Origin of the sequence: Paenibacillus sp. NRS-1760, from assembly GCF_050467785.1 — a bacterium.
In the GTDB taxonomy this organism is placed as follows: Bacteria; Bacillota; Bacilli; order Paenibacillales; family Paenibacillaceae; genus Pristimantibacillus.
The window spans coordinates 877,662-891,234 of the sequence record NZ_JBITPK010000021.1 but is presented as its reverse complement, the minus strand read 5'-3'; the positions used below and the strand labels follow the sequence as shown (position 1 = coordinate 891,234).

The 13,573-nt window shown below is 36.7% G+C and carries 11 protein-coding genes; 9 read left to right on the top strand and 2 right to left on the bottom strand.

Annotation, left to right across the window (positions count from 1 at the left end; translation table 11 throughout):
* The gene (locus tag ACIFSR_RS31675; protein WP_430063024.1) at positions 1–1,092 is read left to right on the top strand and encodes a DGQHR domain-containing protein; all 1,092 of its coding nucleotides are present in this window, start codon (positions 1–3) and stop codon (positions 1,090–1,092) included.
* A 94-nt stretch (positions 1,093–1,186) separates the two neighbouring features.
* A complete protein-coding gene (locus tag ACIFSR_RS31670; protein WP_430063021.1) occupies positions 1,187–1,882 on the top strand; it encodes a uracil-DNA glycosylase family protein in 696 nt (231 codons plus the stop codon).
* Between the two features lie 27 nt (positions 1,883–1,909).
* Here the strand turns inward: ACIFSR_RS31670 and ACIFSR_RS31665 are convergent, their stop codons facing one another.
* Positions 1,910–2,644, bottom strand: coding sequence for a hypothetical protein (locus ACIFSR_RS31665; RefSeq protein WP_430063018.1), 735 nt, complete (start codon positions 2,642–2,644; stop codon positions 1,910–1,912).
* A gap of 1 nt (position 2,645) precedes the next feature.
* On the bottom strand, positions 2,646–3,434 hold the full coding sequence (locus ACIFSR_RS31660; RefSeq protein ID WP_430063015.1) for a hypothetical protein: 789 nt from the start codon (positions 3,432–3,434) through the stop codon (positions 2,646–2,648).
* A gap of 460 nt (positions 3,435–3,894) precedes the next feature.
* On the opposite strand from ACIFSR_RS31660, the gene ACIFSR_RS31655 reads away from it, so the two are divergent.
* The 7 genes from ACIFSR_RS31655 (at position 3,895) to ACIFSR_RS31625 (ending at position 13,554) form a co-directional block, all read left to right on the top strand.
* Positions 3,895–5,670 (top strand): ATP-binding protein, encoded by a 1,776-nt coding sequence (locus ACIFSR_RS31655; protein ID WP_430063012.1) that lies wholly within the window; start codon positions 3,895–3,897, stop codon positions 5,668–5,670.
* Between the two features lie 460 nt (positions 5,671–6,130).
* Positions 6,131–7,417: an SIR2 family protein gene (locus tag ACIFSR_RS31650; RefSeq protein WP_430063009.1), complete on the top strand. Its 1,287-nt coding sequence runs from the start codon at positions 6,131–6,133 to the stop codon at positions 7,415–7,417.
* 156 nt (positions 7,418–7,573) lie between these two features.
* Positions 7,574–8,671: a DNA sulfur modification protein DndB gene (gene dndB / locus ACIFSR_RS31645; protein ID WP_430063006.1), complete on the top strand. Its 1,098-nt coding sequence runs from the start codon at positions 7,574–7,576 to the stop codon at positions 8,669–8,671.
* Positions 8,668–10,053 carry a DNA phosphorothioation system sulfurtransferase DndC gene (gene dndC, locus ACIFSR_RS31640; RefSeq protein ID WP_430063003.1) on the top strand — a complete coding sequence of 462 codons (1,386 nt, stop codon included), beginning with the start codon at positions 8,668–8,670 and terminating at the stop codon, positions 10,051–10,053. The genes dndB and dndC overlap by 4 nt, the downstream gene beginning before the upstream one ends.
* A complete protein-coding gene (gene dndD, locus ACIFSR_RS31635) occupies positions 10,050–12,053 on the top strand; it encodes a DNA sulfur modification protein DndD (protein ID WP_430063000.1) in 2,004 nt (667 codons plus the stop codon). The genes dndC and dndD overlap by 4 nt, the downstream gene beginning before the upstream one ends.
* A complete protein-coding gene (dndE, locus tag ACIFSR_RS31630; RefSeq protein WP_430062997.1) occupies positions 12,043–12,426 on the top strand; it encodes a DNA sulfur modification protein DndE in 384 nt (127 codons plus the stop codon). Before dndD ends, dndE begins: the two co-directional genes overlap by 11 nt.
* On the top strand, positions 12,427–13,554 hold the full coding sequence (locus tag ACIFSR_RS31625) for a cysteine desulfurase family protein (protein WP_430062994.1): 1,128 nt from the start codon (positions 12,427–12,429) through the stop codon (positions 13,552–13,554).
* The last annotated feature ends 19 nt before the right edge of the window (positions 13,555–13,573 follow it).

The window sequence follows — 13,573 nt, the reverse complement described above, 5'->3', positions numbered from 1 at the left end:
ATGGAAAAAGAATATTTAAAATTTATTCAAGGTGAGATAACTCTTTATTCAATTTCTTTATCGATAAGCGATTTAATTAATGCCACAACTGTGGATTATTATAACTCTAAGACCGGCGAAGGATATCAACGCCCTCTTGTCCCAGCTCATTATAGAAAGATTGCTTACTACTTACAAAAATCTAATAATCCTGTTCTTCCTACGGCAATATTAACTGCCGTTGATCCTGAGCAATTAGAAGAAAGAAGAACTTTACAAATAAGTGGAAAGCTGAGGGTTGTTGATGGTCAACATAGAATTGAAGGGATAAGATATTTAATGGAAATCGATAAAGAAGCGTTTGATAAGATTAGCCATTACACATTCCCTGCGTTAGTAATGGTCATACCTGCAGAAAAACGAATTCATGAAATTAATGCATTTATTAATATTAATAAAGCCGGAAAACCTGTTAGTACGGATTTAGCTGTTGAACTTCGAGACAAAATCAGAAAGCAAAATTTTGATGCAACGAAAGAAAATCTGATAGAAGCTATTGCAACAAGGGTTACACAAGACTTAAATAAACGCAAAGAATCAGTGTGGTTTAACTTAATTAGGCTAGGCGACGAAGATGCAAAAGGAAAATCAATCAGTATAAACGCTTTCCACCAGTCCATACAGGCTATTGTATACAACTATATGTATAAAAAAGAAGTGAATATAGAAAAAGCTGAAGATGTCGATGGTTTGGTCGAAGAAATAACTTTGCTGTTAATCAACTCATGGAAAGCAGTAGCGAAGAAGTGGAAGCCATGTTTTAATTATGAACCTTTGGTAAATATCAAGATGTATAACATACAAAAAGGAATCGGCGTATTTTCACTACATATGGTATTAGAGAAATTAATCTTGGAGTCTGACACAGAACGTAATAAGCTTTTATTGAGTGATGTTGTAGTTAATAAATTCGAGACTTTGTTGGACAAAAGTCAGGTACTTGAAGAAGATTGGTTAATTGGCGGAAGATTTTCAACATATAATTCGAAATCCGGGTTTAGCTTAATTTCTGAATTGATTTCAAATCAAAAAAATATTGATCGCAAAATGTGACAAAGAAAAAAGCGCTAAAAATGTAGCGCTTTTTTTCTTTCTGAAATAAAATCAATCTATAAATTTGTTTTCAGATGGCTTTGGAGGTGTAGATGTGTTAAAACAATATATTGAACTTCTAAAACAATTTAAGAATTTTACTTTTGATTTTGCCCAATATGAAGAGGAGACCAGGGCGACAGAGTACGGCATGTATCATTTTGTAAATCCGTTAGATAATTATTGGCGAGAACACATCAATTTTCTTAACAGGTATTATTCAAATGAATGTTCAAGAAATATTATAATGGGACTAAATCCAGGTAAGGATGGCTGCAACAAAACAAGTGTCGCGTTTACAGACCCTACTGCAGCTAGAGATATTTTGAGGATGAATCTTCCATTTGACCCAATCCGTGAGCCATCATCAGAAAAATTATATCCGATCTTCCTTCAGGAGTTTAATAACGATATCTCGGAGTTCTTTAATCATTATCATTTAACTAATCTTTTGCCCTATGGTGTAACAAAACTTGGAATAGTCGAGCAAATAAATGTTAAGTTCGATAAAATTATATCTATACCAAGATTTAATGAATTTGCATCCCTTCATGTCCATGGATTAATAGATTTATTTAACCCAAAGTTCATTATTGCAGTAGGTCTAGATGTACAGAAATTCTTAAGGAATATTTTAAAAAACGATTACCCAGATGTGATAATTATACCTGCTGTCCATCCAGCATATAATACTCATTTTACTGATGTCGAAAAAAAGAGGTGGGGAAATATCCTAAGAACATTCAAATGAATTAATCGGATGTAGTGAAAATAGCCACTAATTGATTAATTCTATGTATTCTAAAATAATTGGTATAAGTGTATCTGATGTTTCTGGCGTAAAGCCAGGAGACTGACTTAAAACAATAAAATCAAACGGTAAGTCTTCCCTATATTTATCAATATCATCTAATATCTTAAATGGTACCTCGGTGTCAACTGATATATAGTCTGCTGAGTGTATTGTTTCGGCTGTTACATGTTTTATATAATTCCTTATTTCGAAATAATTTGATTGTGGATCTAAGTCTTTGGCTAACATTGAAGTGATATCTCCATTGCCTTCCGGGTGCAAAACGAACAAGATATGATCGGTCCAATTGCAAGCGACTACAAAGGAGATGTAATTACCGGCGTCCATATGTTTTATATGTTTATGGCGTTCCCCAGGAGGTATTTTTGATAATTCATTAATAATATAGAGCCCGCCGTCATAGTAGCCCCACCCCCCTGTATCCAAATGAGCATCCACATTTACCAAACTAAAAGGAGGAACTAACTCTCCATTTTCGATTAGCTCCTTCCAAAAGTAGAAAGCTTCATGGTGTGATCTTACAAATTTTCCGGGAACAAGGGAGTCTTTAGAGAGTCCACAATTTACTTCTAAGAAAGTTCGCACCCTTTCGTCTGTCCAAGGGATGTATATAGTTCCATCCAATCTTCCGTACTCATCGCTCGTATTGTGAGCAACTTGATTTAGAAAAAAATCAAGGTCGATGTCTAATATGTGCATGTCATTCCTTCTTTCCGTAATGACGTTCTTTATATTCTTGAGAAAAGGATTTATCCACTTTTGGCATGCCAGTAGTTTCTGTAGCTGTTACAAGCAATGTTGATTTTTTGAAAATATAACGCATTATCTCCATAAAAACAAAATCAACTTTAAACAATTTATTTTGTATTTCTAGCCTTTCTATTTTTCTTAAAAGATCTGATTCATAATGCTTTTGGATTGTTGGTAGAATATCTATTAGGTTATAGTCCCCGCCTTCATCCGTCAGTGGAATAAAACTGAAGAAATCATCGGATCTTTTAACTGGTATCTGGTGATTACTGTAATGTTGGGCAGCATAAATTGTGTGAGCTGCTGTGTGTTGTTTCTTATAAACCCTTGGGGAGATAAAATCCTGGAATAATGCATCTGTTGTTTTATAGGAATATTCATTTCTGAAACTTTGGGAGGGTTGATAACCTTCCTCAATACCAAGCCAAGCGAATTTCTTATTAACAACAAATACTGTGTCAACCAAAAGTGCCTTTTTCACTGGCGAGAAAGTGCAGAATAAAAAAACTGACTGTTTCGCGGTATTTTTTGGGGTATTTGCGTTTCTACAATACCCGTAAAACCAGGGGTTATTGAAAATATAAGGATCAATATTTGGTGGTGGTGGGTCAATTGGAATAACTACTTCCAGTCTTGAAGGTATACTTTCCCAGTTTCCATTTACCTTCTTTATTGCCTCGCATTCTAATTTTACAAATTCCCTTTGTGTATGTAATAGCAAATAATCATATTTTGGCATTTTCCACCTACGTCTCAAATAGTTCATGTAATACCATTATAATATTTGAGACTTTTTATTGTCTATCAATCACGGCTGATTTTAAGCTTTCGTAAGTTTGGACGTGAAATAATATCTTATTTTGACTTTTTCTAAAAACTGCGAAAAAGATATTTGACGGATATTATTTCCATGTGTTAATCTGATCCCAACGAGTTCGACAGGCATCATGGTACCGGATGGGCTGTGATGAGAGAATGGTCGGAGAAAATCGTTGTCAGAATAACTGGAACTGTTATCACTTCTTAGATTATGCATCTATTTCCTCAATTCGCCGTGTCTTTTTACGCATGGTTTGACGACATAGACCTATTTCTTCTCATTTAACATACAACCATTTGGGACCTGCCTAATTGCAGGTCTCTTTTAGTTGTTAACGAGCAGAATACGGACTCGCAAATCATTTTTAGGAGGAAGTAGAATGGCAAAACAGTTGAAGCAAGAAGAGTTTGACCTGGGGCAACCGTTAGTGAAGGAAGATGCAGATGAGGGTCTTAACTTAATCCGTCCCCAAAGCATGTACGAATCACTGAGGTATGCAGAGTATGACATTGCAAGCGGCTTAGGAGAAATAGTGGACAATGGAATTGAAGCCAATGCTTCGAGCATCTGGATTCGAGCTAAAATTGAAAAGCAAAAAAATGAAAAAAAAGAATACGAATTTATCTCAGAGATTGCGGTAATTGATAACGGTTTAGGAATGGATGTGAAAATTCAGAATCGTTGTCTCGTCTTGGGGGATTCTCCACGCCCACCTAAAGCAAATGGAGGGCTTGGCATTGGACGATTTGGAGTTGGTTTGACTCTTGGTGGCATCTCACTTGGTCGGCGGCTCGAAGTCTATTCTAGAGACGATGCTAAAAAATCCTTTACCTATACTTATATAGATTTGGATATGATACGTGAAGAAGAGCAGAAGAGGGTTCCTATCCCTGTTGAATCAAATCCGCCGGAAGAGTATGCAAAATTACTTGAAAACCAGACAGGTACGATTATCATACTGCAAAGGTGTGATCGACTTGTCGACGGTAAAAAGGGACGAGTCAATGAACAACTTGCAGGACTTGCGAACTACCTTGGTAGAACTTACAGGAAGTTTATATATGGCGGTTTAAGCATGTGGCTCAACAAAGACAAGATTTATTTACATGACCCACTGTATCGTCTGGGTCCAACAAGGTTTGACGTAAAGAACCCCAATCAACCTGATTTAAAAGCAAAATTGCGCGGGACTAAGACAATTCCGCTTGAAGTGCCCAACCAACCTGGGAAAACAGCTGATATTCAAATTACTATGACTCTTTTACCTCAGGAATGGCGAAAGACAGCAGGAGATGGTGGTCGCCCGTTCGCAAAAGAACGAAGGATAGATGAAAACCAAGGGATATCGATTCTTCGTGCTAGCCGGGAAGTTCTTTACGCCCATGTACCATATATCACTGGTAAGAAGGGGGAATCTACTGCCAAGCCCCACGATCGTTTTTGGGGATGTGAAATCTCTTTCCCTCCTGAACTCGACGAATACTTCACAGTTAAATTTATCAAACGGGGTGCAGAACCGGTATCCTTTCTCAAGGAACAAATCAGAAGAGAAATTGCTGAAACTGTTGACTCTCTTCGTGACGAGATCCAGAGAGATTGGGGTAAGGAAAAGGTTGAGCGGGCAAATAAAACAGATGCATTTACAGATGCTGCTGATGTAATGGCTGAAGCCGATAAGACCCAACCAAAGGGGAAGCGCGGCGCTGATGTACCGGAAGAGAAATATGTAAAAGAGTTGGAACGTATAACGGATGAAATCGTAGATGAAAAGAAATCTCGCGAGGAGAAACGTAAAGAGCTGGAGGAGAGACCTTACAGCATTGTTCCAGTGAGTTTTCCTCAAATTTTCTTCTTTGAAACAGTGCACATGCTGGATAAAATTATTATTAAGCTTAATGTTAATCATCCGTTTTATCAAAACGTGTTTGAACCTTTATGCGGGTCAATTGAGGAAATGGATGAGGACTCTGACTTCTACCTAGGAACTCTTTCTGATGATCAACGTAAGATTAGGCAAGCTTTTATGCTTCTTCTACTCAGTTACGCAAAATCAGAATCATTTTTTGAAGGGAACGATCAAATATTAATGAATTTAAGAAACCAATGGGGAATTGCGCTTGCAAATGTTATTAATACAGCTGAGATAAAAGGTTAATTCTGATGCTGACCCCACGTATTTTTTTGCCAAAGGTTGTACGGAGAGTTATTAGACCTAGAAGATCAGGCGTATACATGCTTGGCGATAACGAGAATGGATTTAATGTCAAATACATCGGGCGATCAGATGGTTGCTTACAAACAAGATTAGCTACACATAATCATATCATCTATTCTGTTTTGAGTATTTTGTTTTTAAATACGCCAGTAGCGTGGAAGATGCTTATCACTTAGAATGTCAACTATGGCATTCAATTTGTCAAAATAAGCTAAGCAATAGTATTCATCCTGCATCACCAAGAAGCAAACAACTCGAGTGTCCTTATTGCCAATTTACAAAAAACGTACTCAAATACTTGGCATAACGAAAATGTTACGAAAAAATAGCCATTGCCGATTTCAAATTGATGGCAATGGCTATTTTGTTAAACTATGAACTGCAAGAAACGAGGATGAAAATGAAAATATACGAGGCAGCCATTTTAGTTCTGAAAAAACTCGAAAGACCAGCAACGATTAAAGAAATTTTACAGCAAATCCTCGATAACAATCTATACGAATTTAATACATACGATAAAGAAAATGTTTTAAGAAACCAAATTCGGCGTAGATCTGAGCATTATAATAAGTCAGGCGCTTCAGAAACCAAATATTTTAAACAAGTTGATGAGAAAATTGAATTGTTACACTCCCCCATTATTGACACTCCAAAGAAAATTCAAAATGCTGAAGAGTGGAAGAAAAAACGTGTTGAGTATATTAAACAGGTTCATAACGCCTTTGTCAGAAATCAACTTTCTTTATTTTTAGGTGCCGGTGTTTCAAGATCCGCGACTTTGCCTGACTGGAAAACGCTATTAAAAAAGCTTAACCTTGAGGTTATTAGAAAAATAAGCAAGGAAAAGGGAAAGTGGTCGATCGCTAATAGAACGTTTAAAGATGGCGACTACGAAATGTTAACTGATGTACTAACTCACCTCAAGGCAGACGGATCTTCTATTTCAAATGCTCATTTTTTTGAGCTAATGTTAGCGGAGAGAGATTACAAGGAACTATCACCATTCATTAGAAGTGCTTTATATGAAGATAAAAATAAAAAATACAATTCGTCTCAACTGGAATGGATAGCAAAATTATGTATTCCAAAAAACTTCCACAGGGTTCGTTCAGTGGTTACTTTTAATTTTGACGATTTGTTGGAGCAAAATCTATTGTCATTTACGGTCAAGCCAATGCCTGTGTTTAAAGAAGATGTTGAGATTAGCCCAGAAAACCTGCCGATTTACCATGTACACGGATATTTGCCTCAAAACGACACTTCGTTTGATAATGAAGACGGAAATTTGATTGTCTTCAGTGAAAAAGCATACCATACTGTTTATACTGATGCATACTCGTGGTCAAATATTATACAGCTCTACACACTAAAAGAAAGTGTCTGCTTGTTCATCGGCATTTCCTTTACAGACCCTAATATGAGACGGTTACTTGATATAGCATCTAGACGTAATAACAAAGTAAAACATTATGCCTTGATGGAAAGGAAGGACCTTGAAAACGCAGAGGAATTGCTGGGCAAAGATCTTATGAACCAAGTCAATAAACAATCTGCACATTTATTGCAGTCTTTCTTAGATGACATACATACCTTTAAAGAGATGGAATTTCAAAAGATGGGCATTCAAATAATATGGTATAACGACCATGCTGAAATACCAGAAATCATCCAGCAGATAATTGATTAGCTATTGAAGTGAACACAGCAAGTTTTGCTGTGTTCACTTTTTCGATTTTCTATGATAAAATGTTACATTTCTCCGTTTGGTATTGACCCACGAACTAACTTCGAATAACATAGACTTGTGAGTCTACGCACGTAATATGAGGTGATTACTATTAACATGGATGCTACTTTTGCTTATAGTTTTCCTGCACTCAGAGGTATTCAGGCAGGAAGCGAGTTTTATGTGGTTATGTGCCCACTTAAGCTTATACCTAAAATTTTCGTGTTTGACGAGGAGGAAATACCTCCTGAATATCGGGCGCAACGAACATTAAACCGAGCTAGAATACCTGAAATCGCAAGCTACATATTGGATAATCCAAGCGATTATGTCTTTAGTTCATTAACAGCTTCAGTTGATGGACAAATGAAGTTTCAATCGTACACTAACGACTTGGACTTTAATAATTTAGGGCGTTTATCTATCTCATTGGATGCTCGAATGCTTATTAATGATGGACAGCATCGACGTGCTGCCATTGAAGAAGCGTTAAAGGTATCCCCAGAATTAGGACAAGAGAATATATCAGTTGTTTTCTTTAAAGATGACGGGCTTACAAAGAGCCAACAGACATTCGCAGACTTAAACAGACATGCTGTGAATACAACGTCATCACTTGGAATATTGTACGAGCATCGCGATCAACTTGCTAATATAACGAAAGAGATTGTTCAGCAAATAAAAGTGCTTGAACGTTATACTGACAAAGAAAAACAGTCGCTCTCTAAGCACTCTCCTAAATTATTTGTATTAAGTAACATTTTCAATACTAATAGTAAAATTTTAAATAAGCGCAAAGGAGATATTGTCTCAGATTCGGAGAAAGACTTTTTGAGCATGTTCTGGAATGAACTGAGCTCATCGATAAACGAATGGTACCTAGTCGCAAATAAGAAATTAACTCCTACCGAGTTCAGATTGAATTATATTAATGCACATGGTGTATTTCTTGAGGCAATCGGGTTGATAGGAAATTACTTAATGTTAAATCACCCTAGTGATTGGAAATCCTATATTAATAAGTTATCCGAAATTGACTGGAGTAGGGATAATCTAGAGTGGCTTGGGCGTTCTTATGGTCACACTGGAAGAATAAATAAGAGCGGTGATTCCATCCAGCTTACTTCAAATTTAATAAAGCGGAAAATTGGTCTTCCATTAAATCAACAAGAGCAGGAGCTTGAAAACAAAATGAGAGCAGGTGAGACAGCATGATAAACCTTTTAAATAACCAAATGATAGAAGATACGATTCAAAACATACAGAATGTATATATGATGGATTCATTGCCTTGGGTAGTAGGATACAGCGGCGGAAAGGACTCAACTGTGCTAGTACAGTTGATTTTTAATGCCATTTTAAAAATGCCGGAACAGAAGAGACATAAAAAAGTGTACATTATATCTTCAGATACTCTTGTAGAGACACCACTGATAATAGCATCGATTAATAAAACATTAATGCGTATTCAAGAGAAAGCTCTTGAACTTGACCTTCCAATCGAAACCCATAAAGTGAGACCAGAAATTGAAAAAAGTTTCTGGTCATCAATTATTGGGAAAGGTTATCCTTCGCCGCGCCAAAAATTCCGTTGGTGCACTGACCGCATGAAAATTGATCCAGCAAATAAATTTATCAAAGACAAGGTTGACCATTTTGGTGAAGTGATTATGGTCCTTGGTGTTCGAGACTCCGAAAGTGCTACAAGAGCGCAGGTCATGGAAAACCACACTATTGAAGGGAAAGTCTTGATGCGACACTCGACACTTTCCAATGCATATGTTTATGCTCCAATTAGACATTTCGATCTAGAAGATGTGTGGAATTACTTACTCAACGAAGAGTCTCCTTGGGGTAATGATAATTACGAGCTACATGCATTGTATCAAAACTCTACAGGTGGAGAATGTCCGTTAATCGTTGATAAGGATATTAAAGAAAGTGCTGGATCTTGTGGGAATAGCCGTTTTGGATGTTGGACATGCACGGTAGTAACAGAAGATAAAGCGCTGAATGGATTTATTGAATCAGGTGAAGAATGGTTAAGACCGCTTGCTGAGTATCGAAAATGGTTGTCTGAAATAAGGGATAACAGAGAAATGCGCGAGAAGCGTCGTATGAACGGGAGTATATACTTTGTTGGGCAAGGTGATGAGCGTGAACTAGGTCTCGGTCCCTTCACATTAGAGGCACGCAAAGAGATCTTAAGGAAGCTCCTTGAAACCCAGAGAAGAGTCGTAAATCCTTATGATTCTGATTATGAACTCATTACAATTGAAGAACTTAAGCATATTCGTAAGTTATGGCTGGATGAGGAAGATTGGCATGACAGTGTGCCAATGATATATCGTGAGGTTATGGGGCGAGATTTGGACTGGGAATATAATGAGCGAGCTCTGTTCGAAGAAGACCAGATTACAGATCTGGAATTCCTTTGTGATGAACATCAAGTCAGTATGCAGCTTATAAAAAAACTAGTTAATGTTGAAAAAAATTATAGTGGGTACCGTGTTCGGAGAGGCTTATTCCAAGAATTTGATAAGATTCTGAAACAAGATTGGTTACACTATGGGAAAGTTGAAGGTTATAAAGAATGAAATTTAATCGATTGCAACTTGTGAATATTGGGCAGTTCTGGGGCAGATATGATTTTGATCTTCATACAATGGGAAAAAATAAAAATGTCGTTCTTTTCGGAGGAAAGAATGGTTCCGGAAAAACGACCATTCTTGAAGCTATACGACTAGCCTTATATGGAACATTCGCTTATGGTTTGAAAAATGAATCTCCTGCTTACTTTGAAAAAATTGAAGGTAAACTAAACTCCCAGGCAAAAAAAACAAACGATCGTTTTTTTCAAATCATACTTAACGTAGAAATTGTAGAGGATTGGAAAAGAAACGATTATACTATCAACCGCAGTTGGACAAGAGCTAAAAATAGCTTAAAAGAAGGGCTCACTGTTCAACGCAATGGATTATTAATGGACGATCAAGATATAGAATTATTCTTCTCAAGGCTGCGTGAGGAAACTCCTCCGCAGTTACTTGAGTTTTGTTTATTTGACGGGGAGAAGATTTCACAAATTGTCTCTAAGGAGACATTGTCGGATTACCTCCAACAAACAGCGAAGGTTATGTTTAACTTGGACCTTTTTGAAAGCTTAGAATTCGATCTTTCCAATTATCTAAAGCAAGATGATATCATGGGCGCTCTATCATCTGAAGAAAAAAAATTGATGGACTTGGAACATGAGAGAAATGAAATTATAACAAAGAATGATCAAACTTTAATAGAGCTTAATGCTCTTGAACTTAAAATCGAAGACACGGTATCTCATCTGGCTGAGCAGATTAGACAATTTAATGTTCATGGTGGTTTGGTTAAAGAGCGCCGAGATGCATTTATGGAAGAAATAAGCACCATTGAAAATCAAAGATTTTTAATGATGGAGAAAAACAGGGAATTCATACAAAGCTTATTTCCCTTTGTTCTTGTCAAAAGTTTGATTAGTTCTACTGTTGAGCAAATGAATAGTGAATCGAAGAATGAAGTGAAAAATAATGTTAAGTCCATGTTAAAGAGGGAGCAGTTTAAGGAGCTTATCAATGCAAACTTAAATGGATATAAGCTTTCTGACGAGAATACAGAGCTTATTCTGAATGGACTTTATAATTTGATTTCTTCAGAAGATGAATTGGTTATTCATGGTGCTTCAAGTCAACAGCGTGCAGAAATCGAGTCTTTTTATAAACAAGTGCAAGCTTTTGAGCCTGATGACATGTTGGATGACTTCAAGAAGAACTCTGAATTATTAAAGAAAGTTCAAAAACTAAAAAAGCAAATTGATAAGAACGATTCATCATCAGACTTGAAAGAACTAATTGAAAACATACGTGATATCGAAGATGAACTGAAAGTGTTAGAAATGAAGAGAAAACAACTACAAGAACTTATTGAAGTTGTTCAAGTTCAGATGGATTTTAGTACGAAAGAATACGATTCACAAAAAGAGAAGGTAATTAATACAAAAAAAGCGGGTAACATATTTGAAATTACAACCCGTGTATTGGATGTTAGTCGTGAATTTCGAACTAGGCAGATCAGAAAGAAACTTCAACAAGTTGAGCAGCAAGCTGCGCACATGCTTCAAGCGATTTTTAGGAAAGAACTTTTCGTAACTAGAGTAAAAATCAATCCAGATACATTCCAGTTAAGGATTTTCGATCCGGCACAGGAAGAAATAATGATCGATAATTTATCAGCGGGTGAGAAGCAAATTCTTTTGTTATCAACCGTTTGGGCGATGGCAATGTGTTCAAATAGACGGTTACCTTTTGTTTTTGACACATTATTAGGTCGTCTGGACCAAACTCATAAAAAAAGCATTATTGAATATTTTATTCCCCGTTGTGGAGAACAAGTGATCATTTTATCGACTGATTCGGAGATTAATGAAGAAAACTTCTTATCTATAGAACCGATACTAGCTAAGACATACACGATTGACTATGATGCAGAAAAGAATACTGTCAAATGGACTAATAAGTATTTTGATATGTCCATTAAACAGGAGGAAATAAATCATGAACTTTAGGCTAAGAACTTCAAAAAAAACTGCCGAGAAACTTAAAGAACTACAAGATAAAATCCGAATGACTCCTAATATTTTGTCTAGATATGCAGTAGTGCTTTCTTTGAGAAATCCAGAGCCGGTGGTTAATTTCGTAAAAGACACATCTGGTTTGGAGTTTAATAGGACGACTCTTACTGGTTCGTATGATTTTATATTTAAGTCATTGATTGCCCAGCATTCACACAGAGAAATATCGGATGATGAGTTCTTCCCAGATCTATTTAATGCACATCTTGAGCGCGGAATATCTATTCTGGAAAGTGAGTATGAATATGCCGGTAATCAAGAAAAAATGATTATAAACCTAATGACCAAGATGCCTGGGGTGGGATAAATGATCTATTTTGATAACAGTGCAACTACGCAAGTCGATGTACGAGTTGTGGATGCAATGATACCTTACTTGTATGAATCATACGGAAATCCATCCAGCAAATATTATAAATTTGCGATAGATGCAAAAAACGCAATCGAAGAAGCTAGGAACCATGTTTCCCAGCTTCTTTGCTGTGAAACTGACGAAGTTATTTTTACAGCAGGCGCTACTGAGAGCAACAATATGTTAATTAAAGGTGTGGTAGAGATGTACGGAGGAAATAAGCGACACCTTGTCATTAGCAAAGCGGAGCATTCTTCAGTAATGGAGACAGCAAAATATCTAGAGAGTAAAGAAGTTAAGGTTACGTATTTAAGCGTCGATAAGTTTGGTCGTGTTAATTTAAATGAGTTTGAAGAGTGTCTAGAAGCTGAACCAACGCTTATAAGTATACAATGGGGGAACAATGAACTGGGCTCGTTAAATGACATTGAGTACATGTCTAAGAAGTCTGCGGAGAGAGGGATATTCTTTCACACAGATGCAACTCAGGTTGTAGGAAAAGTGCCCGTTAATTTAAAAAATACAGAAGTGCGTTTTTTATCATGTTCTGCTCATAAATTTCATGGTCCAAAGGGAATAGGGGCAGCGATAATACGTAAAGATTCCTTAGGTATAAAAACAAAGATTGTACCTCTGATTCATGGAGGGGGACAGGAAAATGAATATCGAAGTGGCACACACAGTGTACATAATATTGTTGGGTTTGGCAAAGCAGCTGAAATAGCAATTAAAGAGCAGTTAGAAGCAGCCGCTGTACTTTCAAGCCTTGAGATTGAACTAAGAAATAGACTATCTAACGCATTTACTGATGTGATTAAATTTAACAGTGACAAAGACAATAAAATACCTGGGATAGTGAATGTTCAATTCAAAGGCATCAATAACGAGTTGCTGATAAAGAAGATATCAGATCGATTTGCAATATCAACTGGATCTGCTTGTAGTTCAAGTAAACCATCACACGTCTTACAGAGTATTGGGTTAAGCCTCAATGAAGTTCGATCGTCGGTTAGGATTTCTTTGTCTAAAACGAATACTGTTGAAGAAATAGAAAGTTTCTGTAATGCATTAGCAGGAAAATGACGCGCGGCTAAGGGAAGGA

Coding starts and splice junctions, on each gene's coding strand:
- ACIFSR_RS31675 (WP_430063024.1), top strand. CDS start 1: ATGGAAAAAGAATATTTAAAATTTATTCAAGGTGAGATAACTCTTTAT.
- ACIFSR_RS31665 (WP_430063018.1), bottom strand. CDS start 2,644: ATGCACATATTAGACATCGACCTTGATTTTTTTCTAAATCAAGTTGCT.
- ACIFSR_RS31660 (WP_430063015.1), bottom strand. CDS start 3,434: ATGCCAAAATATGATTATTTGCTATTACATACACAAAGGGAATTTGTA.
- ACIFSR_RS31655 (WP_430063012.1), top strand. CDS start 3,895: ATGGCAAAACAGTTGAAGCAAGAAGAGTTTGACCTGGGGCAACCGTTA.
- ACIFSR_RS31650 (WP_430063009.1), top strand. CDS start 6,131: ATGAAAATATACGAGGCAGCCATTTTAGTTCTGAAAAAACTCGAAAGA.
- dndB (WP_430063006.1), top strand. CDS start 7,574: ATGGATGCTACTTTTGCTTATAGTTTTCCTGCACTCAGAGGTATTCAG.
- dndC (WP_430063003.1), top strand. CDS start 8,668: ATGATAAACCTTTTAAATAACCAAATGATAGAAGATACGATTCAAAAC.
- dndD (WP_430063000.1), top strand. CDS start 10,050: ATGAAATTTAATCGATTGCAACTTGTGAATATTGGGCAGTTCTGGGGC.
- dndE (WP_430062997.1), top strand. CDS start 12,043: ATGAACTTTAGGCTAAGAACTTCAAAAAAAACTGCCGAGAAACTTAAA.
- ACIFSR_RS31625 (WP_430062994.1), top strand. CDS start 12,427: ATGATCTATTTTGATAACAGTGCAACTACGCAAGTCGATGTACGAGTT.